The sequence below is a fragment of the Thalassovita sp. ABM4_323 genome (assembly GCF_056158665.1).
Window position 1 is genome coordinate 1,179,293 of the sequence record NZ_JBSWTS010000007.1, and the last position, 24,247, is coordinate 1,203,539.

Annotated in this window: 24 protein-coding genes and 1 tRNA gene; 4 read left to right on the plus strand and 21 right to left on the minus strand. The window is 58.7% G+C overall.

Translation table 11 applies throughout. From position 1 onward, the window contains the following. Positions 1-13: 13 nt before the first annotated feature. The 6 genes from ACXADQ_RS08145 to ACXADQ_RS08170 all read right to left on the minus strand — a co-directional run bounded on the left by ACXADQ_RS08145 (position 14) and on the right by ACXADQ_RS08170 (position 6,768). Positions 14-844, minus strand: a complete 831-nt coding sequence (locus tag ACXADQ_RS08145) for a universal stress protein (RefSeq protein WP_475318467.1) — start codon at positions 842-844, stop codon at positions 14-16. Between the two features lie 145 nt (positions 845-989). Further along, positions 990-2,480 carry an aldehyde dehydrogenase family protein gene (locus ACXADQ_RS08150; RefSeq protein ID WP_475318470.1) on the minus strand — a complete coding sequence of 497 codons (1,491 nt, stop codon included), beginning with the start codon at positions 2,478-2,480 and terminating at the stop codon, positions 990-992. 12 nt (positions 2,481-2,492) lie between these two features. Further along, entirely contained in the window at positions 2,493-3,185 is a 693-nt protein-coding gene (locus ACXADQ_RS08155; RefSeq protein WP_475318474.1) for an HAD-IA family hydrolase, read from the minus strand. A gap of 2 nt (positions 3,186-3,187) precedes the next feature. Continuing rightward, the gene (locus ACXADQ_RS08160; protein ID WP_475318478.1) at positions 3,188-4,051 is read right to left on the minus strand and encodes a hypothetical protein; all 864 of its coding nucleotides are present in this window, start codon (positions 4,049-4,051) and stop codon (positions 3,188-3,190) included. A gap of 10 nt (positions 4,052-4,061) precedes the next feature. Then, the gene (locus ACXADQ_RS08165) at positions 4,062-5,672 is read right to left on the minus strand and encodes a thiamine pyrophosphate-dependent enzyme (protein ID WP_475318481.1); all 1,611 of its coding nucleotides are present in this window, start codon (positions 5,670-5,672) and stop codon (positions 4,062-4,064) included. A 4-nt stretch (positions 5,673-5,676) separates the two neighbouring features. Beyond that, on the minus strand, positions 5,677-6,768 hold the full coding sequence (locus ACXADQ_RS08170; RefSeq protein WP_475318486.1) for a pyridoxal phosphate-dependent aminotransferase: 1,092 nt from the start codon (positions 6,766-6,768) through the stop codon (positions 5,677-5,679). 161 nt (positions 6,769-6,929) lie between these two features. Between ACXADQ_RS08170 and ACXADQ_RS08175 the strand changes: the two genes are divergently transcribed. Beyond that, positions 6,930-7,712, plus strand: coding sequence for a helix-turn-helix transcriptional regulator (locus ACXADQ_RS08175; protein WP_475318491.1), 783 nt, complete (start codon positions 6,930-6,932; stop codon positions 7,710-7,712). A gap of 24 nt (positions 7,713-7,736) precedes the next feature. On the opposite strand, the gene ACXADQ_RS08180 is transcribed toward ACXADQ_RS08175, so the two are convergent. Beyond that, the gene (locus ACXADQ_RS08180; RefSeq protein ID WP_475318495.1) at positions 7,737-8,081 is read right to left on the minus strand and encodes a winged helix-turn-helix transcriptional regulator; all 345 of its coding nucleotides are present in this window, start codon (positions 8,079-8,081) and stop codon (positions 7,737-7,739) included. Positions 8,082-8,167: 86 nt separating this feature from the next. Here ACXADQ_RS08180 and ACXADQ_RS08185 point away from each other — a divergent pair, with 86 nt between their 5' ends. Continuing rightward, a complete protein-coding gene (locus ACXADQ_RS08185; protein ID WP_475318501.1) occupies positions 8,168-9,253 on the plus strand; it encodes an NAD(P)/FAD-dependent oxidoreductase in 1,086 nt (361 codons plus the stop codon). Positions 9,254-9,492: 239 nt separating this feature from the next. Here the strand turns inward: ACXADQ_RS08185 and ACXADQ_RS08190 are convergent, their stop codons facing one another. From ACXADQ_RS08190 to ACXADQ_RS08220, 7 genes are all read right to left on the minus strand, one after another. Next, positions 9,493-9,912: a hypothetical protein gene (locus ACXADQ_RS08190; protein WP_475318508.1), complete on the minus strand. Its 420-nt coding sequence runs from the start codon at positions 9,910-9,912 to the stop codon at positions 9,493-9,495. 39 nt (positions 9,913-9,951) lie between these two features. Then, a complete protein-coding gene (locus ACXADQ_RS08195) occupies positions 9,952-10,245 on the minus strand; it encodes a hypothetical protein (RefSeq protein ID WP_475318514.1) in 294 nt (97 codons plus the stop codon). A gap of 214 nt (positions 10,246-10,459) precedes the next feature. After that, positions 10,460-10,807, minus strand: coding sequence for a DUF779 domain-containing protein (locus ACXADQ_RS08200; RefSeq protein WP_475318518.1), 348 nt, complete (start codon positions 10,805-10,807; stop codon positions 10,460-10,462). A 90-nt stretch (positions 10,808-10,897) separates the two neighbouring features. Then, complete coding sequence (locus ACXADQ_RS08205) at positions 10,898-11,410, minus strand: acyloxyacyl hydrolase (protein WP_475318523.1); 513 nt, start codon at positions 11,408-11,410, stop codon at positions 10,898-10,900. 111 nt (positions 11,411-11,521) lie between these two features. Further along, a tRNA-Glu gene (locus ACXADQ_RS08210) sits at positions 11,522-11,596 on the minus strand. A 91-nt stretch (positions 11,597-11,687) separates the two neighbouring features. Next, positions 11,688-12,623: a phosphotransferase enzyme family protein gene (locus ACXADQ_RS08215; protein ID WP_475318527.1), complete on the minus strand. Its 936-nt coding sequence runs from the start codon at positions 12,621-12,623 to the stop codon at positions 11,688-11,690. Further along, a complete protein-coding gene (locus ACXADQ_RS08220; protein WP_475318532.1) occupies positions 12,616-13,908 on the minus strand; it encodes an aspartate aminotransferase family protein in 1,293 nt (430 codons plus the stop codon). The genes ACXADQ_RS08215 and ACXADQ_RS08220 overlap by 8 nt, the downstream gene beginning before the upstream one ends. 225 nt (positions 13,909-14,133) lie before the next feature. On the opposite strand from ACXADQ_RS08220, the gene ACXADQ_RS08225 reads away from it, so the two are divergent. Then, on the plus strand, positions 14,134-14,937 hold the full coding sequence (locus tag ACXADQ_RS08225; protein WP_475318537.1) for an IclR family transcriptional regulator: 804 nt from the start codon (positions 14,134-14,136) through the stop codon (positions 14,935-14,937). A 1-nt stretch (position 14,938) separates the two neighbouring features. Then, entirely contained in the window at positions 14,939-16,291 is a 1,353-nt protein-coding gene (locus tag ACXADQ_RS08230) for an aminotransferase class III-fold pyridoxal phosphate-dependent enzyme (RefSeq protein WP_475318544.1), read from the plus strand. 43 nt (positions 16,292-16,334) lie between these two features. Here ACXADQ_RS08230 and ACXADQ_RS08235 read toward each other — a convergent pair whose 3' ends face one another. The 7 genes from ACXADQ_RS08235 to hmgA all read right to left on the minus strand — a co-directional run bounded on the left by ACXADQ_RS08235 (position 16,335) and on the right by hmgA (position 24,246). Then, positions 16,335-17,102, minus strand: coding sequence for an HpcH/HpaI aldolase family protein (locus ACXADQ_RS08235; protein ID WP_475318547.1), 768 nt, complete (start codon positions 17,100-17,102; stop codon positions 16,335-16,337). A 1-nt stretch (position 17,103) separates the two neighbouring features. After that, a complete protein-coding gene (locus tag ACXADQ_RS08240) occupies positions 17,104-18,519 on the minus strand; it encodes a pyridoxal phosphate-dependent decarboxylase family protein (RefSeq protein ID WP_475318553.1) in 1,416 nt (471 codons plus the stop codon). A 106-nt stretch (positions 18,520-18,625) separates the two neighbouring features. Continuing rightward, positions 18,626-18,817: a DUF2783 domain-containing protein gene (locus tag ACXADQ_RS08245; RefSeq protein WP_475318559.1), complete on the minus strand. Its 192-nt coding sequence runs from the start codon at positions 18,815-18,817 to the stop codon at positions 18,626-18,628. Between the two features lie 5 nt (positions 18,818-18,822). Continuing rightward, positions 18,823-20,445: an FAD-dependent oxidoreductase gene (locus tag ACXADQ_RS08250; protein ID WP_475318564.1), complete on the minus strand. Its 1,623-nt coding sequence runs from the start codon at positions 20,443-20,445 to the stop codon at positions 18,823-18,825. A 120-nt stretch (positions 20,446-20,565) separates the two neighbouring features. Next, the gene (locus ACXADQ_RS08255; RefSeq protein ID WP_475318571.1) at positions 20,566-21,516 is read right to left on the minus strand and encodes an MBL fold metallo-hydrolase; all 951 of its coding nucleotides are present in this window, start codon (positions 21,514-21,516) and stop codon (positions 20,566-20,568) included. A 12-nt stretch (positions 21,517-21,528) separates the two neighbouring features. Then, complete coding sequence (fahA, locus tag ACXADQ_RS08260; protein ID WP_475318579.1) at positions 21,529-22,785, minus strand: fumarylacetoacetase; 1,257 nt, start codon at positions 22,783-22,785, stop codon at positions 21,529-21,531. A gap of 105 nt (positions 22,786-22,890) precedes the next feature. Further along, positions 22,891-24,246 carry a homogentisate 1,2-dioxygenase gene (gene hmgA / locus ACXADQ_RS08265; protein WP_475318585.1) on the minus strand — a complete coding sequence of 452 codons (1,356 nt, stop codon included), beginning with the start codon at positions 24,244-24,246 and terminating at the stop codon, positions 22,891-22,893. Between the last annotated feature and the right edge of the window lies 1 nt (position 24,247).

The following is a 24,247-nucleotide window of genomic DNA, read 5'->3' on the forward strand; positions in this document are numbered from 1 at the left end:
TTGTTGGGTTAAGCTAGTGAGACATAAACACCGGCAACTGAGCATCGCTCAGCACCTCGGCGGTTACGCCTCCAAACAAGTCTTCCGAAATCTTGGAGTGCTCATAGGCCCCCATAACCAAGAGTCCGGCATTGGTTTCGTCGCAATACTCCAGGATCGTTGCTGCGATCCCTTTGCTCCTGCGCGCCACCGTTTTCTGGGTTGCATTGATCCCATGGCGTCGCAGCAATGTCGGCAAATCGATGCGCGCCGGGCGCGTGGGGTCCTTTACCGTCCCAATGGTCAGGACCGTTACCTCTGACTTGGTTTCCAGGATCTGCATTGCGTCGAACATCGCGCGCGACGATGTGCGCTTGCCGTCCCAGGCAACTACGGCAGTTTCATTGATCTGTGTGGGTCTGTAATCCTTGGGTGCGACCATGATCGGTCGCCCGCTCGAATAGGCAATGCGGTCTGGGTGCAGTTCATACTCGGCCGCTGCCGGCAGGTTTTCATACTGCCCCAGAAGCGTCACATCAAACAGACGGGTATATTTGGAGATCGCAGCGTCGGGATCTTCGCTTACATTGATCCAGTGCAGTTTGTCCGATGGTACCTTGCCGTTCAGAAAGCTGCGAAAGCGAAGCTCCAATTCGGCCAAATGATCTTGCGCGAGGTCATTGATGGAGTCCTCCAGACTGCTTGCAAGCCAAGAGGGAATATTTCTGGCAACGCTGGATATCCCATGTGCTGCAATGCCTGTGAGATGAGCATCATATTTCTGGGCCATCAAAGCGCCGAGATGCAAAGCGGTATCTGACGCATCGCCGCCGTTGTATGCAACAAGCAGGTTTTTAAGAGCCATCTGGGTGTTCGCCTCTCTCAGACTAAGCGGGAAAAACTCCTAGTCTTCAGACGATATGCCGGGGGCATCGGACTGTATGTCCTACCAAAAGTACGACACACTCGTTTTTGACACGAACAAGGGCAGCACTCGGCAGATGCAGCCCTTACAGCTGCATCCAGGTGGCTTTGAGGTTCTCGTATTTTTCGAACGCATGCAGCGATCGGTCCGACCCGTTGCCGGATTGCTTCACGCCCCCCAGAGGCGACGTAACGTCTGCACCCGAGAAACAGTTGATCTGCACCGTACCTGACTTGATTCTGGATGACAGCCGGTGCGCGCGGGACACATTTTTCGTCCACAGTACCGACGACAGGCCATAAACCGTCTCGTTCGCAATTGCGATGGCGTAGTCCTCGGTGTCGAAGGCGCGTGCCGCCAGAACCGGGCCGAACACCTCGTTTTGGACCACATCCATTGTGGTTGTCACGTCCGACAGGATCGTCGGCTGGTGGTAGTAGCCGCCGCTGTCGGAATGAAGTTGGCCGCCTCCGGTCAACAGGCTGGCCCCTTCACCGGTGGCCCGTGCAATGGCGGCTTTTGTTTTCTCAAGCTGCGCGGCATTGGCCAGGGCGCCAGTGTTGTGGGTCAGGTCCAGCGGGTCGCCCACGTTCAGCGCCTGTGCCGCCTCGGCGACCATGCCCATGAAGTCGTCATAGATCGGGCGTTCCACCGCAAGACGCGAGGCCGCGACGCAGACCTGCCCGTTGTTGCGGAAGATCGACGCGGCAGTTTCCCTGGCTGCGCGCGCCAGATCAGGGGCATCGGCAAAGACCAGGTTGGGCGACTTGCCTCCCAGTTCCAGATAGACGCGTTTCATGTTCGAGCGGGCGGAATATTCCAACAGACGCCGCCCCACGCCACCGGACCCGGTGAAAGCCAGAACATCCACATCCATGTGCAGGCCCAATGCCTCGCCGACAACCGCTCCGCGGCCGGTCACAGCGTTCAAAACACCCGGCGGCATACCGGCCTCTGCGGCCAGTTCGATCACGCGCAGAGTGGACAGGCTGGCATCCTCGGACGGTTTCACCACCACGCTGTTTCCCGCAGCCAAGGCGGGGGCCATTTTCCACGCACCGATCATCAGCGGGAAGTTCCAGGGGATGATGATGCCGACCACGCCCACCGGCTCTTTCTTTATCATCGACAGGACATCGTTGCGCGTGGGCGTGATCTCGCCATTTCGTTTGTCGATGGCCTCGGCATAAAACCGGAGTGTTGCGGCGGCGGACAACGGTTCGCCTTTTAACGCCATGCGAATGTCGGTGCCATTGTCGCGCACGCCCAGAACCGCGATCTCCAGCGCGTTGGCCTCGATCAGATCGGCCCAACGCAGCATGATCGCCTTGCGCTCGATCGGGGCCATTGCGGCCCAGACACCCGCTTCAAAGCTTTCACGCGCGGCGGCGATGGCACGGTCCATGTCCTCGACCCCGGACGCTGCCAGCACCGTAAGCGGCTGGCCGTCGATGGGGCTGGTCACGGGCATGGTCTCGCCGCTGGCGGCGTGAACCCGTTTGTTTCCAATGAAATTCAAACCTTCCGGGACGGGTTGAGCCCGCAGTTTGTCAACCGTCTGTTGATCAAGAGCCATGGGTGGCCTCCTTCAGTTCGATACCAGGGTACCGGGGGCAGAGAAGTGTTTTTGAATGCCAAGCTGAGCCAATGCTTCGTTAAATGCCGTACGCGGCGCATGCACATCCAGATGCAACGCCCGCATGCCCACATTCAGACCTCCGGCGACATTGCGCATCTGGTCATCAATGAACACGCATTGGTTTGCCTCAAGTCCCAGGTCATCCAGACAGCTCTGATAGGCGCGGGGATCAGGTTTGAGGATTTTGGTATAGGTCGCATCGCTGATGACATCAAAATCCTGCAGGAAGGTCAGGGATTGGCGCAGCGATTTGCCAAAGAACAGATCCAGCTCGTTGGACAGGATCGCGATCTTTTTGCCCGCGTCCTTCAACGCGCCAACCAAGGGTACGATTTCAGGGCGGATGATCTGTTCGGTGTTCTGGCCACGGGCGCGGATGACAAATTCCGCCATGGTGGTCCAGTCTTCATTAAGCAGCTTTCCCGTTTCAATGGCGCGGGTTAGCCAATACTCGCGCTCGGTGATTTCGTCGCGCTGCATCGACGCCCAAAGTTCATCTTCCTCCGGCGCGAATGGCCCCATCCAGGTCAAAGACCCCTCGGGCAGACCCAGGTTTTGTTCAGAGAACCGGTGCGTTTCGAACATGGTCAGCGTCACAACGCTGCCAAAGTCCAGGATCAGGGCTTCAGCTGGCTTAGACATCCTCAATACTCGGCCCAATTGGCGACAGCGCTTTGCACGGCATCGCCGGGAAACTGCTGTTGCAACTTTGCAAAGGTGGCTTCGACCATTTCGGGGCTGGCGGCCAACTCTGTCACCTCGGTGGTGCGGTCATAGGCAGAGCCGGTTGTCTGAAAGGCACGATCAATGGACAAGATTTCAAAGTTCCGCATACGCAGCAGGCGTTCGAACACGGCACGGTAGATGTCAGAGCTGTATTCGGCATCCGTCTGCGCATCGTTTTCGATACCGTTCCAGCTGTTGTAAAGCTGGCGCGCCGCCAGCCAGTCACTTTCAACGATATAGATGGGGGCGTCTTTGGTTTCCTGCTCGTTGCGGGGGTTGGTAAAAGTTTCGGCCCGATGGCCAGTGATGACCTTGCGCATGTCTTCGGTCGGGATCGGCACGAAAAACTGCACATTGTCAGAGGCGATCACTGCCTCGGCTCTATCCTCGTGGGGTTGCAGCAATTCGGCAAAGCGCCCGCCGACCACCGGTAGCTCGGCAATCAGGATATCCGTGTCTTCTTGATGCACTTTGGCCCAGTCAGCCACCGCGCCACGAACCCATAAGCCGACAGCCTTGCGAATGCCGGGGTGGGTGAGATCGTCGACTTCAGGGTAAATTGAAAGCCAGTGCCCCGTCTCGAAACTGCGACGCGCCGCATCCCACTGCATGGTGTGAATACGACGCCCGGCCTGGTCGGCCAGGATCGTCAATTGTTGCAGCAACAGGCTTTTGCCGGAGCTTGGCAGACCAGCGACGAACAAGAGCTTCTTGTCTTTGACCGCGTTTCGGAAACTGATGCCGATCGGGTTGTCTGCCGGGATGATACAATGGTCTTGCATAGCTACGGCCCTATCGGAACTGGTCAACGCTGGGCATGTCACCGACAGGCACTTCGATGAGGGTTGGCACATCGGTCGTAGCGATCCCCTTGCGGATCGCTGCACGCACTTCGTCAAAGCTCTCTGCCTTGATCGCCTGAGCGCCAAAGCTCTTGGCCATCTTACAGAAATCGGGGTTGTGCAGGTCGGTGGCGATGACGCGGCCACCGTAGTTGTTGATCTGCATCTGCTGCACGTTGCCATAACGGTTGTTGTTGAACAGCAGAGTGACCAACCCGATCTTGTGCTGCACGGCGGTGGCCAGTTCCTGCACCGAGAACATGAAGCCCCCATCACCAGTGACCGAAATGACCGGGACATCCGGCTTTGCAACCTTGGCGCCAAGCGCGGTTGGGAAACCATAACCCAATGTGCCCTGATACCCCGTCGAGATATAGGTGCGCGGGTTGTAGACCGGATAGGCAATACGGCTGGCAAAGCCCACCTGGGTCAATTCGTCAACAAAGATACCGTCTTCACCCAGTTCCTCGCGGATGATGTTGAGGTAGGTCAGCTGCGGCTCCAACACGGCCGAGCGTTTGGCCCAAGCTGCCTTGACCTCCAGCAGTTCCTCTTCTCGCGAGGCACGTAGGATGTTGTGGAATTCCAGACGTTCCAGCAGCAGCGGCAGCGCGTCTTCGGCCCGCGCGGTGACTTCGACCGCTGGCGTAAAGAACTTGCGGTGGCTGCTGGGGTCCACATCGATGCGCACAACGTCCGGCGCATGCGCCTTGATCCATTTGCGCGCCGGCACCCGCATGTTCGACCCGATGGCCAAAACCACATCCGCCTTCATCCACAGCTCTTTCGCGGCGGGCTGGTGCAGCGACAGATAGCTGCGCGCGTCCACCACCCCCATGCCGGTGCGATACCCCACGACCGGGGCTTGCAGGGTTTCGGCCAGATGCCGGACCAGAGCGCTCGCGCCCTGTGCGCCGCTGCCCACAAAAATCAGCGGAGCTTTGGCCTTGCCCAGTTTTTTGGCAGCCTGTTCAACGGCTTCTTCATCCAGTTCCGGCTTTTGCGGCACAAGCCCCTGAAGATTGACATCAACCTCGCCTTCACCGGCGAGAACATCCATCGGAATCTCCAATCCCACAGGACGCGGACGCCCCGATAGCATCTGGTTGAAAGCTTCCTGAATGTGGCCAGGCACCTCGGCCGGGCTGTTTGAACGATCAGCCCATTTGGTCAGCGACCGCAGGATGGTCAGCTGATCGTTGATCTCATGCAACTCGCCCCAATCTTTGCCAATGGATTTGGAGTTGATCTGACCCGTCAGGCAGAACAGTTTCGCGTTCAGGGCATAGGCGGTGGACAGCGCCGCCGTCGCATTCAGCAGGCCCGGGCCGGGAACGATGTTGAACACGGTCGGCTCATCACTGGCCAAAGCGTGACCCAACCCCATATAAGCCGCACCCTGTTCATGACGGGTGTGGATGATGCGAAACTTTTCGCGGTGGTCGTAGAAAGCATTGTACAGCCAATCGTTCTGAACGCCGGGCAGACCGAAAATGGTTTTTACGCCAAGGTTGTGCAGGGAAAGGACGGCTGCTTCGCCGCCGGTCATTTTCTTGGTCATCGATTCAAGCTTTCAGAAGAGTGGCAAGGGCGGTCAGAAGCCGCGTGTTGTCGTTGGGAGTGCCCACCGTGGCGCGGATATGATGAGGCAAATCGAAGGCCGGGCGCACCATTACGCCATCGGCAACTAGGTCCTGCGTCAGCGTCGCGGCGTCTTTGCCTTCGGGGCATTTGAACATGACAAAGTTCGTCTGGCTCGGCGCCACTGTTAATCCCAGGGCCCGAAGCTCTGCCGTCAGGCGCGCGCGTTCAGTGCGGTTGTTGTCCACAGTCTTTTGCAAGTGCTCGGTATCTTGCAGCGCGGCAATCGCAGCGGCCATGGCGCCAGAGTTCACGTGGAAGCTGCGCTTGAGCTTCTGTACGCGAGCCGTCAGACTCTCCGGAGCAATAGCGTAGCCGATGCGCATTCCTGCCAGCCCGTAGGCTTTGGAGAAACTGTGAACGATAACGATGTTACGTTCGTCCAGAACATGTTTGATCGCATCGGGCAGGCCCTGTTCAGTGGCGAACTGGAAATACACTTCGTCATAGATCAGCGTCACGTGCTCGGGCAGCCCATCCAGAACCGCGTTCAGGACATCCTCGCCAAACCAGGTACCGGTCGGGTTGTTGGGATTGCACAGATAGACCAGCCGGGTTTGGGGGCGCACGGCATCCAAAAGCGCCTGCACATTGACCGAGTAATCCTCGTCGCCCAGCCAAACGGTTTCGATCTCGGCGCCCTTGTTCTTGAGAGAGGCCTTATAGGCCCCGAAACAGGGCGGGCAGATGATGGCATGTTCGCCGGTTTTGATCGCTGCATCTTCGATCAGCGACAGAACCTCGACACCGCTATTGGCCGAAAAGAAGTTTGCGGGGGTAAGGCCGCGGCCATGGAACTCCGCAAGCGCGCCGCACAGCTTGTCATCTTTTCGCTCGGGGTAGATGTTTGCCGTTTCCAGGGTCGATTGCGCGGCTGCAATGGCCATAGGCGACGGGCCGAACGGGTTTTCGTTGGACGATAACTTGGTGATGGTCTTCCCTTTGGCCAGCTCTTTGACTTCGTCCGCAGAGAGGCCCGCCCTATATTCCATGTTATCTGCTGCACTTTGTGTCATTGCGATGCGCTTCCTCAACTATCGAGTGACCTTGGAAAGCGACCAATGCCAGCTAACCGGTCAGAAATACTTGAGCACTGTCTATCAGGGGAGCGGTCGACATTATGTCCCCCATTGGAGCGGACAAACGGAACCGGGGGTTTTGATATAAGTTGGAACGTATGATGGAGCATGCCATAAACAAGACCATGTCACTGGAGTCGTTCTTTTCCGGGAAAGGTGCGCCTAAGTATCTGCAATCCATGTCAAACTGCCTGCTTGCGATTGGAAGCCCGGAGTTTAATTCGCAGTTTCTTGACCTGATTGAGAATGTCATTCGGGCCGATCAGTGCATGATTTTTTCCTACAAAACAGATCGCCCTGATTGCTACTTGTCCTACATTCGGCGTCACAAAAAATCTGCACTCAACATAGCGCAAAGATACCTGCGCGAAGGGTATCGCGACGACCCTCTAAGGCCAGTCGTAAACAAGGTTCGCGACACGGGTCAGACCGTCATTTGCAGCCTGTCAGAGATACAGACGAAAATGTCAGAAGAGTATTATGATACCTACTTCAATGCGCGGGGCATCAGCGACAAGATTTCTGTCATCTCGGCGCGGCGCGATGAGGCACTTGTCCTCAATTTTTACAGGTTTGAGGAAAACGGTCATTTTGGGGTCAGCGAAGACAGTTTGAGGGTACCGTTTTGGGGGTCTGTGGCAAGCATGGCTCTGTTGCATTTTCTTGACCCAGACAGCCTTGAACTGAAAACACCGCTGAATTCTTTGTCGACAAGAGAAAAAGCAATCTGCGAAGCAATGCTAAACGGGATGACGACGGACTCCATCGCGTGGCGGCTGGACATCTCTCCTAGCACGGTAAAAACCTATCGACAAAGAGCGTATGCCAAACTCGGCATCAATTCCAAAGCCGCGCTTTTCGCCTTGTGTCGCAACCCCTGAAGCCGAGTGGCAACAAGGCCGTGCTTAGATCGTTTCTTTCGAATTTGGCATTTTGTCTGCATTCTGAACCGCCCAGTCATGCATTTGCAAAAGCAGGGGCACCAGACTGTCGCCCAGGGGGGTCAGGCCATATTCCACATGTGGTGGTATGGTTTGAAAATCTTTGCGAAACACAAACCCACTCTCTTGCAGCTCGGTGAGTTGCCGCGTCAGCGTCCGGTGGGTAATTGTGCCTAGGTTGCGCTGAAGCTGATTGAACCGACAGTTTCCCTGCGCAAGCCAGTAGATAATGAGCAGTTTCCACCGCCCCGAAATCGCAGATATGAGAGCCTCGATTTTGCAGTGTTCTTCAGGTGCACCCTGTATCATAGCAGTATCCTAAATGACCGTACTTGCCGTTTTGAACGTGCCCTTCTAGCTAGAGTGAAACGCAACAGACGGCAACGAAGTAAATTATGGTCAAAAAGAAAATCGTCGTCGTCGGTGGCGGCTATGTCGGATTTGAGGTCGCCCAGGAAATGGACGACGTCGCGGACGTCACGCTGATTGAACAACGCGAGGCCTTTGTCCAACCGCCCGCCGCAATCCGGGCGCTGGTGCAACCTGGATTGCTGGATCAGATCATCCTGCCTTATGACAACTTGCTAAAGAACGGCCGCGTTCTGCGTGGGCGCGCGGCTTCGATCTCGCAGTCGGAGGTCACCTTGGACACTGGCGATACCGTTCCGGCAGATTTTATCGTGCTTGCTACGGGATCATCCTATGCCGCCCCGTTCAAGCCTTCGGGCGACAGCATCCAGGATTTCCGCGATGCCCATGCAGCGGTCAGCGCGCAATTGTCCAACGCGAATTCGGTGGTCATTGTGGGGGCGGGCGCCGTGGGCACGGAATTGGCGGGCGAGATTGCGACCGCGCGGCCAGGAACACGCATCACGTTGATTTCGTCCGACGACACCCTTTTCCCGATGTATCCCAGGCGAATGGGCGCGCGGCTGAAGTCCAAGTTGGAGAAGCTCGGGGTCACGATCATTCTCGGTCAGCGCGTACAGGATCTGCAGCGTTTGGATCACCCCTATAAAGGCGCAGTCACCTTGACAGACGGGCGTAAAATTGAAGCCGATCTTATTTTCCCTGTGATCGGATCAAGGGCGCAGTCTGAGTTGTTGCAAAACCTGCCTGGCGTCACGTCGGGGTCCTCGGGGCGCTACAAGGCAGATAAGTGGCTGCGCCCGTCGGAATACCCGAATGTTTTCTTTGCGGGGGATATTGCCGAAATTGGCGACGGCATGACGATCGTTGCAACAGCACGACAGAACCCTTGGCTGATCAAAACGTTGAAAAATGTGATAAAAGGCGCGACGGTCGAAAGCCAAAAGCCCTATTCGCCATGGAAGAAAGCGCCCATCCTGGTGCCACTTGGCCCTCTGATCGGCAACAGCTGGATTTTCACCACCCTTGGCGACTGGGTAACCCGGCAAATAAAAGGCAAAGACCTATTCATCCCCAAGTATCGCAAGGCGTTTGGACAGGGAACGCGTTGAACAACAAACTCTGGGTCCGTGGGCTGTTTGCAATGGCTGAACAGGCAAGCGCGGATGAGCGGTCAACCGACTTGAGGTGGCCTGCGACTGCTCGGTGCGAAGCGCAGCGAATAGCTGTTTTTCGCCCGAGGCTGCCGCCAATTGGAAATCAGTGGGGCCTGACCTGCGGGATCTCATCGATGCTATTGAATAGAACAAGTGTTGTGCCACGCGACGCTCGGGACCCCCCGATGGTCTGACTAATTTGTCGAGAGATCACTGATCTCATAACCAATCTCGTGTTCAAAATCAGTGTCGAGCTGGCTGCGAATATAGTGAATGTTTTCAGGAAGGCGTGCCTTTGCATGTTTGCGACGCGCATCGACCTGGGGCCTGGCCCGAAAGATGTACTCTGGTTCAGAGACCTCTGCGCGTATCCTCAGATCGAATGATTGCGCCAATTGGTCCACACTTCTACGCAGGTCAGCGCTGAAGGTTTCATGGCGAATAATGGCGACGTTTACACCGCGTTCAACCAGACCCATCCAGCTTTTTGTTTTAATCTCCCGCATCTCAAAGATCGTGCGATAGGTACGTCCGGTGATCGGGTGGCGATCGGGCTGGAATGGTTGCTTGTGGTGCAAGTGCCATTTTAGTCCGTGCGACCGTGGCGTATCCATGACAGAGACCCAAGGCGACTTTATGAAGTGATCAAAATCTTAAGTCTTCAGCTCTGCCGTCGCGTGATAGGGTTTGGCATACATGCTTATGCTCCAGTCAAACGCATTGCGAAGGGAAACGACAAAGAGCGTACGTGCGCTCGCGGCCAGGAATGACGGAGAACCGTGCTTCCAGCCGTAGGATTTGTTCACCGGCAGACCGAAGGCCTTGCGCAATACTGATTTGGTGACGTTTGTGCCGGTGGACCGTTCTCCGAAAATGAACATATCCTCAATCGGTGCATCGTACCCCCGGTAGCACGCAATGCCGTCGGCACTCAGTGAACACGCCATCCAAACTCCCCAATCTATGACGAACCAATTGGTTCACCGCTTCGGCTCATGGCTGAACTCTGTTTCATCTATGCCGCAAGAATACCCAACAACCTGTTACGCAGCCCTTACGAAACGGGTTCCGTGTGAACGAAAGGGCGCAGTTGTTCTGGCGAAAGAGGGCTTTAGATCTCCGATGAACGGCAGAGCCTGTGCTGTCAGAGACGTTTTTCGGTCAGGTTTTTGGGGGGATCTGCCGCGCGCGCGTTACGAAATGGGTGGTTCTGCCATTGTCCAGGCTGAACCCGTTTCCGCTGCCGGTGCTGGTGTCCAATATCAGTTGCGAGTTTTCCCAAAGGGTCGCGATGCTGCGAGAGGCCCAGATTTCAGTGCCGTCAACCTCGCCCAGTTTAACGTCTCCTGAGCCGATATAGGCCTCGCCAGCGCGATAGCACATGGGGCCAGATCCATCACAACATCCTGCGGACATCTGAAACACCACCTCGCCGTATTCGGCGCGCAGCTCGGCCAGCAGGGCAGAGGCCGCTTGGGTGCCCATGACCTTGTCAATTTGCTCTGCCATTTCTTGCTCCGCTTTGACCTTGTGCGCTTAGGATAGCGCAGCCAGGCCCGGACCCAAGCGGGACCAAAGTCCAAGCCAGAGATCGGCGAGCTACCGCAGCGGGAAACTGGCGCGCAGCTGGATCGTTTCCAGGCCGGGATTGATCGAGCCCGTATCCGCATTCGAGCGATGGTCATAAGACAGCCCGATCCGCACGCCCTTGGCGGTTTCGAACCCGATCTCGGCACCCGAGCGGAATTCGATCGAAGAGCCCAGATCCGGGCCGCGCCCTTTGCCATAGACGCCGGGCATCAGATGCAGCTGAACATAGGCGCGGTCTTGGGCAAATTGATAGGTCCAACTGCTGCCGGCGCCAAACCACACGCTGCCATCGCTGGTGATCGAAAGACCCATGGCGGGCTGAAAGGGACCATATCGTTTGGGCAGATCATAGCGCAGGTAAACTTCTTCGCTGATGCTGGAGCCCTGAAACTCCACATCTCCGGCCGACACCGCGATGCGCGCGTCCAGCGGCGAGGTCGCCAGACAACCGTCATCGCAGAAATTCATCGTCATGTCGGTCAGGCCTGCCACTAGGAACAGGGTTGCGAGTGTGCCGTCCATGGAGCTCTCCGTCTTGCTTGACCGATGGCTACACCAGGAAACAACAGATGTCACCCGCGACGCAATAAGACTGCGAAGGATCGTGGTGAAAACGCACTTGTTGTTGGAAAGTGGTACTCCGTAGGGGAATCGAACCCCTCTTTCCAGGTTGAAAACCTGGCGTCCTAACCGATAGACGAACGGAGCACTCTAGGTGTGAGCGCGCTTGTAGGAAATGCCCCGGGGCGCTGCAAGCGCCAAATGCGCAATCGGCCTATTTTCTTTCCACGTCATATGGTCACGCGTTCAGATAGCTTCGCGCCAGCGGAACGGCGGTTTGTACCGCCTTTTGCGATCGTGCTTTGCCACCGGGCTCGTCCCGTCGCGGAATAATCCAACCGGGGTATGTCAGCGCGCGCAAAAGAATAAAGAACTCCAGTATGTCCGGGGTCAGCCAGGCGCGATCCCCATATCCGGCCAGCAGTGCACGGCGCAGGACCGGGTAGTCGGGGTGATCCAGAAACCGCATCAGGAATGTCGCCAGTTCAAAGGCGCGAAACCCTGATCCTCCGTCATCAAAGTCAATCAAGCCCACCGCGTTTTCGTGGACCAGGATGTTCTCGGTGATGACATCCGCATGGATCAGGCCATAGTCCAAGTCCTGCGCGATAGAGCTCAGCTGGGTATGGGCCTTGTCACGGACGCGTTGCAGCAACAGCTTTTCGTCAGGCGACAAATCAGGGTTTTCCCAGAAGGGCCCCCATAGCGGTTCTTCGCCCAGCAGGCCCTCCAGATCCCAAGCCGGGCGCGAAAACGCGTCGGGCGGTGTCCACGCATCCGAAATCTCGTGCAAACGTGCCAGGCAGTGGCCAAGCGCGCGAGCAAACTTCTGCGGATCAGCGACGTTCAACTGCCCCGTCACCCCCGAGGGGGCCCCGGGCATCCAGGACAGCATACTGACCGGCGTGGTGCCCAGATACTCGACAAGCGCCCCATTCTGGGACGTTTCAGGCAGCGGCACCGCCAAGCCGTTCAGGGCCAGGGCCTCCATCCATTGCAGTTCAGACAGCAGCTGGGTGCGGGTGCGATATCCAGGTCTGTGCAGCCGCAAGGCGTAGTCGCGCCCATTCTTATGGGCCCTTAGCACCGTATTTTCCCGCCGCGCTGCCAGCATCAGGTCTTGCGAAGGAATGCCCCATAGGGCCGCCGCCCGAATGGCGGTGTCGTCAATCATGTTTGGGCCCGATCTGGTCGAGGACCTCGTCCAGGGTTGAAATCACCTGATCCACATTGTCCCGGGTGAAAACCATGGGCGGGCGCATTTTCAGCACATTGGCATGGCGCCCAAGGAAGTTCAGCAAAATGCCACGCTGACGCATGGCGTTGGCGATTTGCTTGGTCAGTTCGGGGGCGGGCGTCTTGCGGGCGCGATCCAGCACCATCTCGGCCCCGAAGAACAGCCCGGATCCGCGCACGTCCCCGATGCACGCGTGCTGCGTGGCCAGTTCTTGTAAACAGGTTTTGGCATAGGCACCGACCTTGGCAGCGTTTTCTTGCAGTCCGTCCTGTTCAATCACGTCCAGCGTGGCCGCGCAGGCCGCCATCGAGACCGGGTTGCCGCCAAAGGTGTTGAAATACCCAAAGGCATTGCGAAAGGCCGCCATCGTGTCATGACCAGCAACCACCGCCCCCACCGGATGCCCGTTGGCCATGGGTTTGCCGATGGTCGCGATATCAGGAACAAAGCCCATTTTCTGGTGCCCCCAGAAATCCGAGCCCAGCCGTCCAAACCCTGGCTGCACCTCGTCGGCTATGATCACGCCTCCGGCTTTGCGTACCGCGTTGATGGCGGGGGTCAGCCAGCCGTGGGGCAGATCCGGAAAGCCCTCGTTGGCGAAGAACGGGCAGATCACCAGCGCCGAGATGCCATGGCCTTTCTGTTCCAGCTGGGCAATCCGGGCTTCGACCTCGGCGGCAAAGGCCCGCGCATGGGCCATGCCGGCCTGTCCCCCAAGCGGGCGATAGCTGTCCGGGGCCGGCACAAAGGCCATATTGTCCCAATACCCCCCGATCGGAGGCTTTGTCCGGCTCAGCTGACTGACCGCGATCGTGTTGCCATGATAGGTGTGATCGGTCGCGATCACCCCGGTCTTGCCAGTGACGGCCTGCGCCATCCTAAGCGCCACGTCATTGGCCTCGGATCCGGTGCAGGTCATCAGAACGGTGTCCAGACTTGTGTCGAACTTGGCGGTCAGGCGCTCGGCATAGTCCGTGATCCCGTCATGCAGATACCGGGTGTGCGTGTTCAGGGTCGCCGCTTGTGTGCTGATGGCCTCGACCACCTTGGGATGGCAATGGCCCACATGCGGGACGTTGTTGTAGCAATCCAGATACTTGCGCCCCTCGGCGTCCCACAGCCATTGGCCCTGACCTTTGACCAGATGGATCGGTTGTTCATAGAAGGTCGGGACATTCGGCCCCAACAAGCGCGCGCGTTTCTGAACAAGGGTTTCAGTCATGCTAAGGTCCACAATAGTTCCGCGATCAAGAGCCCATCAAAGCGCAGGATATTCCTGTCATGACTGAAGTCCACTGAATTGGCCAGTCTCGAAGATAGGTTCAATAAATGAACCAATGGTCTGAATGTTTGACAGACTAAGGGTCCGTCTGCCAAGATTGACCCTCATAGGCCAAAGCCGACCGGATTCTTGGCTGAAATGAATCCATGGACAGGAAGACCGCGGATGGGAACCGTTTCTAAGGCGCTGTCATTGATCGAGCTTTTCGACAGGAACAGCCCAAATATTGGGCTCAGCGAACTGGCGCGAAAATCGGGGATGAACAAGGCGACAGTGCACCGGCTGCTTGGGGAATTGGCTGCGCATGGATTTGTCGAGCAAGCCAGCTCGACGCGGGAATACCAGCTTGGTCCGGCGGTTTTGCGGCTGGCTGCACTGCGCGAAGCGGCCGTGCCGACGCTAGAGCTTACCAAACAGATATTGCGGCGACTGGCGGACGAGACAGGGGAAACCGCCCATATGTCGCGGCTGCAGGGCCAGGTTCTGACGACCACGGATTACGCCTATAGCACCGCGCACAGCACGCGCGTGATGATGGAGGATGCCGACGTTCTGTCGTTTCATGGCACGGCCTCGGGGGTAGCGGTGCTGGCCTATGCGACCCCGGAATTTGTCGATTCCATTCTGGCAGGCGCCCTGCCGGCCCATACCCACGACACCGTGACCCAGCCAGACGAGATCCGGCAGAAGTTGGCTCAGACGCGCCAAAGCGGGATCGCGGCATCGGTCGGAGGGTTCGAAGCGGACGTGCACTCCTATGCCTGTCCGATTTTCGATGCCCGCCAAACGGTTATCGGTGCCATTGCCGTCGCTGCCCCAACCGCGCGTATGGACGCGCAAAAGAGCCTGGGCATCAGGCAGGCCGTGAAACGGTACGCAGTTGAACTCACGCAGCTCTTGGGGGGATTTCCCCCGAATGAATTTGAAACATCACAGCCCGCCCCGACACGCGGTGCAGACGGAGACTGACATGAAAGACAGCAACTATTTGAAAGAGATGAACGCGCGCTCGGTCTGGCATCCGATGGCGCATCCGGCCGACAGTCAGGCCAATCCGCCCACCATCCTGATCGAGGCCGAGGGCGTGTGCATCACCGATGTTGACGGGCACAAGGTGGTCGACGGGGTTGGCGGGCTTTGGAACGTGAACCTTGGTTACTCCTGCCAGCCAATCAAAGACGCCATTGCCGCTCAGTTGGACAAGCTGCCCTACTATTCCCTGTTTCGCGGCACCACAAATGATTGCGCCATCGAACTGGCCGAGGATCTGCGAGACTTTTTCGAACCGGATGGGCTGACGCGTGCGTTCTATACTTCGGGCGGGTCGGATTCTGTGGAAACGGCGCTGCGCCTGGCGCGTCAGTATCACAAGATCCGCGGCAACTCGGGCCGGACCAAGTTCCTGTCGCTGAAAAAGGGCTATCACGGCACGCATTTCGGGGGGGCTTCGGTCAACGGGAATGCCAATTTCCGCACCGCGTATGAACCGCTGATGCCAGGCTGTTTTCATATTCCGGCCCCCTATCCCTATCGCAATCCGTTCAACGAAACGGACCCTGTGAAACTGGCGCAACTGTGCTTGCAGGCGCTTGAGGACGAGATCGCCTTTCAGGGGGCGGGGACCATTGCAGCGATGATCATGGAGCCAATCCTGGGCGCGGGCGGAGTGATCCCGCCGCATCCGTCCTTTATGCCCGGTGTGCGCGAAATCTGCACCCGCCACGGAATCCTGTTGATCGCGGACGAGGTGATCACCGCCTTTGGGCGCACCGGCAGCTGGACTGGCTCGCGTCACTGGGGGGTGCAGCCCGATCTGATGAGCACCGCCAAGGCGATCACCAACGGCTATTTCCCTTTTGGGGCGGTGATGATCGCCGAAGGTGTCGCGCAGGTGTTTGAACAGGATGAAACCGGGAAGGCTGCGATCGGCCACGGCTATACCTATTCAGGCCACCCCGTTGGGGCGGCGGCGGCGCTGGCTTGCATGGCTGAAACCCGGCGTCTGAACGTCCCTGAAAATGCCGCTGCGCGTGGACAAGAATTGTATGAGGGTCTTGTGGCGTTGCAGTCACAGTTCGATCTGATCGGGGATGTGCGTGGTGGGCATGGGCTGATGTGCGCCATGGAGCTGGTCAGCGACCGCGCCACCAAGGCCCCCATCGACAAAGCAACCATCAGCAAAGTGCAGGAGGCGACCTATCAGGCGGGGGCGATGGTGCGGATGTCGGGCCCCAATATCATCCTGTCGCCGCCGCTGGTGCTAACCTCGGACGATGTCCAGACCATCCTGACCGCGCTGCGTGCGGGATTCGCAGCGGTCTAAGCGAAAAGCCCCGCTTGATGGCCAAGCGGGGCCTCTGCATGTTTTATCCCTTCCAGTGGGCGGCTTTGGCGCGTGCGGCCTGGGCCAGCATGACAACGTCCAGGCCCACGGCCAGGAATTGCGCGCCCCAGTCACGATATTCGGCGGCGACCTTGTCGTCCGGGGACAGGATGCCCGCCGCCTTGTCCGAGGCCGCGATCCGACCCAGGCAATCCTGAATGACCGCGCGGACCTCGGGGTGGCCGGGATTACCTGGATGACCCAGATCCGCAGCCAGATCGGCCGGACCGATGAACACGCCGTCGATCTTGTCCAGCGTCAGGATTTCGTCCAGCGCCTCGACCCCTTTGCGGTTTTCGATCTGGACCAGCAGGCAGACCTGTTCATTGGCGACCTTCACATAGTCGGCAATTCCGCCAAACCGCGAGGCCCGGGCCATGGTCGCGCCAACGCCGCGGATGCCCTCGGGCGGATAGCGCATGGCCCGGACCAGTTGTTCGGCTTGGGCGGCGCTTTCGACCATCGGCACCAGAACCGTTTGCGCCCCGACATCCAGCGCTTGCTTGATCAGCCAGTCTTCGCCAATGGGCACGCGCACCACCGGATGCGATTCCGAGCCCTGAAGCGCCTGCAACTGGGCCTGGATCGAGCGGATGTCATTCGCGGCGTGTTCTCCGTCGATGACGATCCAGTCGAAATCGGCGGTGCCCAGGACCTCGATTGCAAAGGGATCGGCAAAGCCGGACCAGCAACCATATTGCATCTGCCCATTGGCGAGGGCAGCTTTGAACGGGTTTTTGAGTGCTGGCATCTTAGTGCTCCTTCAGGGCGCGCGCGGTTTCAGTGATCACCTCATACGCGGTCTGGATGTCCTCTTGGGTGCAGTCGAACTGCCCGGCTTGGAAGCGGATCACCAGTTTGTCTTGGGTGCGGGTCTGGGTGAGATAGATCGTGCCCGCGTCATTGATGGTGTTCAGCAGATCCAAGGTGGCTTGATCTGCGTCCTGCCCATCCGGGACAAAGCGGAAGGTGAACAGGGACAGAACGGGCTCGGTCACGATTTCGAAGTCCGGGGTGGCGCGCAGTTTTTCGGCCAGGTCCTGCGACCAATCCACGTGGTTGCGGATCATCTGGCGCAAGCCGTCCAGCCCGTAGGCGCGGATCATGAACCACAGTTTCAGCGCGCGGAACCGGCGGCCCAACGGGACGCTCCATTCGGAATAGTTGATGATCCCGTCGGCCCCGTGGGTTTTCAGATACTCAGGTTGGATGGCCAAGGTCTGCGTCAGCGCCTCGGGTGATTTGACAAAATGCGCGGACAGATCGAATTGCGTGCCCAGCCATTTATGGGGGTTGAAAACGACCGAGTCAGCCTGCTCGACGCCCGTCCATAGGTCGCGATATTCGGGGCAGATCATGGCCGAGCCCGCCCAGGCCGCATCGACATGGGTATAGAGGTTGTATTTCTGCGCAATGGCGCAGGTCGCGGCGATATCATCGCAGGCGCCGGTGCCGGTGCCGCCCACGCAGGCAACGATCCCGGCGGGCAGGTAACCGGCGTCCAGATCGGCCTGGATTTGTGCCTCCAGCGCGCCGGTTTGCATCGAGCGCAACGGCCCCTCGGTCGGGATGCGCACCAGGTTGGCCTGGCCGATGCCAGCGACCCAAATGGCGCGATCCACGGATGTATGCACCTCGTTCGAACAATAAATCCGCAGCGGTTTTTGCCCCGGCAGACCGTTAGCATTGCCATCCCAGTTCAGCGCGCGTTCGCGCATCACCAGAACAGCCGCCAGCGTGGCCGAGGAGGCGGAATCCTGAATGACACCAGCAAAGCCGTCGGGCAGGCCCAGACCCTGACGCAGCCAGTCCATCATGCGGGTTTCCATCTCGGTTGCGGCGGGCGAGGTCTGCCACAACATGCATTGCGGTGCCATCGCGGTGACCAAGTTGTCAGCCAGAACCGCTGCAGGCGAGGCGTTGGCGGGGAAATACGCAAAGAAGCGCGGATGCTGCCAATGGGTGATGCCGGGCATGACGATCTGCTCGAAATCGGCGATCACGTCCTCGATGGGCTGCGCTTTGTCAGGGGGGCTGGCGGGCAGGGCGTTCAGAATATCGCCGGGTTTGGTCTGCGCGCGCACGGGCTTGTTGCGCAGGCCCGCATGGTAGTCGGCCGCCCAGTCAGCTGCCCATTTTCCCCATTTGGGGAAGTCGCTCCACTTCATGTGACCCTCCTCCATATCGCTTAACATGTTAAATAACAGAAAGCAAAACACCCCGGCAAGGAAATTCCATCACCGGGGTGTCAAAAGGTCAAGCAGACAGGTGGGATCAGACGTCCTTGGCGGCCTGCATGGCGGCGCTGAGGACCGCGCGATCACCGATATGGTTGGCCAGCATCAGCACCAAACGCGCGTTCAGGGCGTTGCTGTCTTCGTCGCTCAGGCCTTCGTGGGTGGCGATGAGCTCGGCATAGAAATCATCCACGCCGTCGATGTTTGGGGTCAGGATCAGATCGGACATCAGGCTTACTCCTTACCGATGGTGCGGCGCAGGGCGGCACGGATTTTGGTTTCATCATAGCTGTCAAAGCGCGCGGCAACGTGCTGATCCGGGCGGATCAGGTAGACGGCCGATTTGGCATCGCCCAGATAGCGTTCGGCCAGGGCGCCGGTGGCATCGTCTTTGGCAGACAGGGCCAGGCGCTTGATCGAGACACCGTCTTCGTCCAGTGCTTCGGGCGCATCTGCGTCGATGGTCAGCAGGATGAATTCGTTGCCCAGTTTGGACAGCAGGAACTCGTCGCCAAGCGGCGCGTCGGGGCAGGGCGCACCGGGGCGGGTGCGGGCCGGACCGTTCAGCGCGTCCTCGGTGTTCAGCGGCGAACCGTCATAGTAGCACGGCACCGACAAACGGCCCGAGTTCACCATGGGACGGGCGAATTCGTACTTTTCAGACAGGTTCAGCACCGCGTCCCGCAGCAGCTTGGACATGCCGGATTTCGGAGTGATGAAATCGGTCGAGCGGGTCGAGTTCAGGATGTTTTCATCCGCGCCATGGATCCGTTCGTTGTTATAGGTGTCCAGCAGGCTGTCAGGTGCCTGACCGTTGATCACCATGCCCAGTTTCCAACCCAGGTTGTCCACGTCCTGCATGCCCGAGTTCGCGCCACGCGCGCCAAAGGGCGAGACCTGGTGCGCGGCATCGCCGGCAAAGAAGACGCGGCCATGGCGGAAGCTGTCCATGCGTTTGCACTGGAAGGTGTAGATCGAGGACCAGACCATGTCGTATTCGACACCCCCCAAGAAGGCATCCAGACGGCGGCGGATGTTTTCTTCTTTCATCTCTTCCTTGCGGTCCACATCCCAGCCGATCTGGAAGTCAACGCGCCAGACGTCATCGGGCTGTTTGTGCAGCAGCATCGAGGCACCCTCGCCGTGGCTGGGTTCAAACCAGAACCAGCGCTCGGTCGGGAAATCTACGTCGCCCTTCATCTTGATGTCAGCGATCAAGAAGCTGTCCTGGAACACCTTGCCGCTGAAGTCATGCCCCAGCATCTCGCGCAGGGGCGAGCTGGCGCCGTCACACCCGATAAGCCAGTCGGCTTCCAGTTTATAAGGGCCATCCGGGGTCGAGATTTCCAGCACCACGTGGTCGTCCTTGACCTCGACATTGTCGATGCGGTTCTTGCCACGAATTTCAATCGGGGCGCCCTGGGCTTGCAGCTCGCGCAGGCGCTCGATCTGGAAGCTTTCGTAGTAGGGCTGTTGCAGGTTGATAAAGGCAGGATACTTGTGGCCTTCTTCGGGCAGCAGGTTGAATTCAAAAACCTGATCGTCTTTGTGGAATACCTTGCCCAGGTTCCAGACAACGCCTTTGTCCAGCATCGGTTCACCGCAGCCATACCGGTCGGCGATTTCCAGGCAGCGCTTGGCAAAGCAGATTGCGCGGCTGCCCATGCCCACGCCTTCGTGGTCATCCAGCACCAGTACCGGAATGCCTTGCAGACCCAGATCCAGCGCGGTGGCGATGCCGATGGGGCCACCGCCCATCACGACAACCGGGTGGCGCACGGCCTCGGCTTTGTCCTGATCAGGTGATTTTTCATAGGGGTACAGCCGGTAGGCCAGTGTGTAGCGATCGTCAAACATGGGTGTCTCCTCCCTGTCTTTTGGGTGCACTTGTAGAATGCCGTGCCCTCGCACGACTTCTGTTCGGTTAAATTTCTGTTTCAGGGCCCCTCGTGCCCGATGGACACGAGGGGAACCGCGTTAGCCTTGCAGGGCGTCCCACATTTCCAGATCGCGCTGGGCGGTCCAGATGCGGGGGGTGTCGATGCCGCGGGCCTCGTCATAGGCGCGGGCAACGTTGAACGGCAGGCAGTGTTCGTAGATGGCGTAATCGGCGAACTTGGGATCGCACTCTTCGCGGCAGGCATCCCAGGCCTCTTTCAGGGTGCCGTTGCGGGCGGCAACCTTGGCGATCGGGCGATAGGTGCTTTCCACGAAATCACGGGTGTTTTCGATGGCGGCATTCACCATTTCCTTGCCAACCAGCGCGTCGCCGCGACCGGGAGCAATGGCGTCCACGTCATAGGCTTTGATCTTGTCCAGGGTGTTGCCCCAGTCGTTGAAGTGACCGTCGCCGCAATAGCAGGCCGAGTGGTATTCAACGATATCGCCGGTGAACATCACGTTCTGGTCCGGCACATGGATCACAGCGTCACCGGCGGTGTGGGCGCGGCCGATCTGTTTGATATCAACGCGGCGGTTGCCCAGATAAACCGTCATCGAGTCGCTGAACGTGGTGGTCGGGTAGGTCAGGCCAGGAATGGACTCGTGGCCTTCGAACAGACGGGGGAAGCGTTGGAATTCGCTGTCCCAATCCTCTTGGCCGCGTTCCACCACCATCGAGCGCGCGGTGTCCGACATGATCACCTGTTTCGCCCCAAAGGCGCTGGCGCCCAGAACACGCACGGCGTGATAGTGGGTCAGGACCACATGGGTGATCGGCTTGTCCGTGACCGAGCGCACACACTCGATCACTTTGTTGGCCAGGCGCGGGGTTGCCTGCGCCTCGACGATCATGACGCTGTCGTCGCCAATGATCACACCACTGTTCGGATCACCCTCGGCGGTGAAGGCATACAGGCCCTCGCCCACTTCGGTGAAGCTGATTGTTTTTTCGGTCATGTCCCCTTGGGACGCGAATGCTTTGGCCATTTTGGTATTCCTTTAGCGTTTATAGGGGTCATCAAGCGCGGGCAGAACGGTGCCGGTGCAGGCGCCGAAACCGATGGTATAGCCATCGCCCTTGGCGGCACCGTGCAGGGTCAGCGTGTCGCCATCCTCAAGGAAGCAACGCTCGTCACCAGTGTCCAGCGTCAGGGGCTCCTTGGCGCCCCAGCTGAGTTCCAACAGCGAGCCGCGCTCGGGTTTGTTCGGCCCCGAAATGGTGCCCGATCCCAGCAGATCGCCCACGTTCATCGGGCAGCCGCTGGTGGTGTGATGCGCCAACTGCTGAGCGGCAGAATAGTACATCATGTTATAGTTAGTACGGGTGATGGTCGTGGCCTCTTTGCCCTCAGGCGCCAGGGTCACCGACAGGTCGATGTCATACAGCATCGGGCCGCAATCGCGCAGATGAGGCAGCAGCTCTTTCTCGCGTGCCGGGGTGTCACAACGGAAGGGCTCCAGTGCGGCCTTGGTCACGATCCAGGGGCTGATGGTGGTGGCGGTCGCCTTGGCCTGGAACGGCCCCAGCGGCTGGTATTCCCAGGCCTGGATGTCACGCGCCGACCAATCGTTCAGCAGCACATAGCCAAAGATGTTGTCATCCGCCTCTTGCACCGTGATCGGCCCGTCGGACGAGGCCCCAACGATGGCGCCCATCTCCAGCTCCAGATCAAAGCGCGCACAGGGCGCCCAACGCGGCGCGTCATCATTCGGGCCTTTCAGCTGACCCCAGGGGCGGCGCACATCCGAACCCGACACCACAATCGAGGACGCCCGACCATTATACCCGATCGGAATGTGCAACCAGTTGGGCGGCAAGGCATTTTCGGGGCCACGGAACATAGTGCCCACGTTGAACGCATGGTTTTTGCCAGCATAGAAATCGGTATATTCCGACACCAGGATCGGCATATGCAGGGTCGCAGCGGATTGCGGCACCAGCATCGCTTCCACAGCGGCTTGATCGGCACTGCCTTCGGCCAGGATCTCGGTCAGGCGTGCGCGCAGAGCGGCCCACAGCTCACTGCCTTCTTCCATAACTTCGTTCCAGAACGGAACGTCGAACAAAGGCACGTCGCTCAGCGCAATCACGCCGGCTTCTTCGGCAGCCTGACAGTCCAGGATCATGTCGCCAATGGCCACACCACAGCGCGGATCGTCATCTCCAACCGAGAAAACACCATAGGGCAGATTGTTCAGGGGGAACGGGCTGTCGGCGCTGTTTGCGCTTTCAACCCAGCTTTTCTTCAATGACATTCGTCGTCCTTCCATCAATACGGCCGCGCCGCATCGCTTTCTTTGCTCCCGAAATACTCCGGGGGGAATTGGCCTTGGGCCAAGGGGGGCAGCGCCCCCATTTGCCTATTTGGTTCCGGGGGTGCCGTCGAACTTCTTCTCCAGATCGGTCCAGCAATCGATATAGTCATCCTGCAACGGCGCTTCGTCCGCTGCAAACGCTGTCAGATGCTGGGGGAACCGGGTCTCGAACATAAAGGACATGGTGTTGTCCAGCTTGTCCGGCCCCAGGTTCGAATTCGAGGCCCCCTCGAACGCGTTCTTATCCGGGCCGTGCGGCAACATCATATTGTGGAGGCTCATCCCGCCGGGTACGAAACCTTGGGGTTTGGCGTCGTACTGCCCATAGATGTTGCCCATCAACTCGGACATGATGTTCTTATGATACCACGGCGGGCGGAAGGTGTTTTCAGCCACCAACCAGCGTTCGCGGAACAGAACAAAATCGATATTCGCGGTGCCCGGCTGCCCCGAGGGCGCAGTCAGCACGGTAAAGATCGAGGGATCGGGGTGGTCAAACAGGATCGCGCCGACCGGGCAATAGGTGCGCAAGTCATATTTATAGGGCGCATAGTTGCCGTGCCACGCGACCACATCCAGCGGCGATTGGCCGATCTCGGACGTGTGGAACTGCCCGCACCATTTCACGGTGATTTTCGAGGGCACTTCCTTGTCTTCATAGGCCGCGACGGGCGCCTTGAAGTCCCGCGGGTTCGCCAGGCAGTTGGCACCGATGGGGCCACGCGCAGGCAGTTCGAATTTCTGACCATAGTTTTCACAGACGAAACCACGGCAGGGGCCTTCCAGAACCTCGACCTTATAGACCAGGCCGCGCGGGATGATGGCGATTTCCTTGGGCTCGACATCGATGATTCCCAGCTCGGTAAAGAACCGCAGACGGCCTTCTTGCGGGACGACCAGCAGCTCGGAATCAGCCGAGAAGAAATACTCGTCCACCATCAATTCGGTGACCAGATAGACATGGCTGGCCATGCCGACCTGGGTGTTCACGTCCCCCGCAGTGGTCATGGTGCGCATGCCGGTCAGCCAGGTCAGGCCTTCATCGGAATGGGGCACCGCATCCCAACGGTACTGGCCCAGGCTGGTGACGTCCGGGTCCACGCAAGGGGCGGATTTCCAGTAGGGCAGATCAATTTTTGTGTAACGATGCGAATGCTTTACGCTGGGTCGAATGCGATAGCACCAGGTGCGCTCGGGCGGGTGTGCGGTGAAAGCCGTTCCCGACAGCTGTTCCCCGTACAGACCATAGTTACACTTTTGCGGGCTGTTCATGCCCTGTGGCAAAGCACCGGGTAAGGCCTCGGTTTCAAAGTCATTGCCAAAGCCGGGCATGTATCCAGGCGTCGTCCCAACATCGGACGGAGCCTGCACATAGGCATCAGGCTGTGTTTGGTGATTCATA

Coding starts and splice junctions, on each gene's coding strand:
- ACXADQ_RS08175 (WP_475318491.1), top strand. CDS start 6,930: ATGATGGAGCATGCCATAAACAAGACCATGTCACTGGAGTCGTTCTTT.
- ACXADQ_RS08250 (WP_475318564.1), bottom strand. CDS start 20,445: ATGTTTGACGATCGCTACACACTGGCCTACCGGCTGTACCCCTATGAA.
- ACXADQ_RS08245 (WP_475318559.1), bottom strand. CDS start 18,817: ATGTCCGATCTGATCCTGACCCCAAACATCGACGGCGTGGATGATTTC.
- ACXADQ_RS08240 (WP_475318553.1), bottom strand. CDS start 18,519: ATGAAGTGGAGCGACTTCCCCAAATGGGGAAAATGGGCAGCTGACTGG.
- ACXADQ_RS08180 (WP_475318495.1), bottom strand. CDS start 8,081: ATGATACAGGGTGCACCTGAAGAACACTGCAAAATCGAGGCTCTCATA.
- ACXADQ_RS08225 (WP_475318537.1), top strand. CDS start 14,134: ATGGGAACCGTTTCTAAGGCGCTGTCATTGATCGAGCTTTTCGACAGG.
- ACXADQ_RS08205 (WP_475318523.1), bottom strand. CDS start 11,410: ATGGACGGCACACTCGCAACCCTGTTCCTAGTGGCAGGCCTGACCGAC.
- ACXADQ_RS08145 (WP_475318467.1), bottom strand. CDS start 844: ATGGCTCTTAAAAACCTGCTTGTTGCATACAACGGCGGCGATGCGTCA.
- ACXADQ_RS08170 (WP_475318486.1), bottom strand. CDS start 6,768: ATGACACAAAGTGCAGCAGATAACATGGAATATAGGGCGGGCCTCTCT.
- ACXADQ_RS08190 (WP_475318508.1), bottom strand. CDS start 9,912: ATGGATACGCCACGGTCGCACGGACTAAAATGGCACTTGCACCACAAG.
- ACXADQ_RS08200 (WP_475318518.1), bottom strand. CDS start 10,807: ATGGCAGAGCAAATTGACAAGGTCATGGGCACCCAAGCGGCCTCTGCC.
- ACXADQ_RS08235 (WP_475318547.1), bottom strand. CDS start 17,102: ATGCCAGCACTCAAAAACCCGTTCAAAGCTGCCCTCGCCAATGGGCAG.
- ACXADQ_RS08155 (WP_475318474.1), bottom strand. CDS start 3,185: ATGTCTAAGCCAGCTGAAGCCCTGATCCTGGACTTTGGCAGCGTTGTG.
- ACXADQ_RS08195 (WP_475318514.1), bottom strand. CDS start 10,245: ATGGCGTGTTCACTGAGTGCCGACGGCATTGCGTGCTACCGGGGGTAC.
- ACXADQ_RS08160 (WP_475318478.1), bottom strand. CDS start 4,051: ATGCAAGACCATTGTATCATCCCGGCAGACAACCCGATCGGCATCAGT.
- ACXADQ_RS08185 (WP_475318501.1), top strand. CDS start 8,168: ATGGTCAAAAAGAAAATCGTCGTCGTCGGTGGCGGCTATGTCGGATTT.
- ACXADQ_RS08150 (WP_475318470.1), bottom strand. CDS start 2,480: ATGGCTCTTGATCAACAGACGGTTGACAAACTGCGGGCTCAACCCGTC.
- ACXADQ_RS08255 (WP_475318571.1), bottom strand. CDS start 21,516: ATGGCCAAAGCATTCGCGTCCCAAGGGGACATGACCGAAAAAACAATC.
- fahA (WP_475318579.1), bottom strand. CDS start 22,785: ATGTCATTGAAGAAAAGCTGGGTTGAAAGCGCAAACAGCGCCGACAGC.
- ACXADQ_RS08230 (WP_475318544.1), top strand. CDS start 14,939: ATGAAAGACAGCAACTATTTGAAAGAGATGAACGCGCGCTCGGTCTGG.
- ACXADQ_RS08165 (WP_475318481.1), bottom strand. CDS start 5,672: ATGACCAAGAAAATGACCGGCGGCGAAGCAGCCGTCCTTTCCCTGCAC.
- ACXADQ_RS08215 (WP_475318527.1), bottom strand. CDS start 12,623: ATGATTGACGACACCGCCATTCGGGCGGCGGCCCTATGGGGCATTCCT.
- hmgA (WP_475318585.1), bottom strand. CDS start 24,246: ATGAATCACCAAACACAGCCTGATGCCTATGTGCAGGCTCCGTCCGAT.
- ACXADQ_RS08220 (WP_475318532.1), bottom strand. CDS start 13,908: ATGACTGAAACCCTTGTTCAGAAACGCGCGCGCTTGTTGGGGCCGAAT.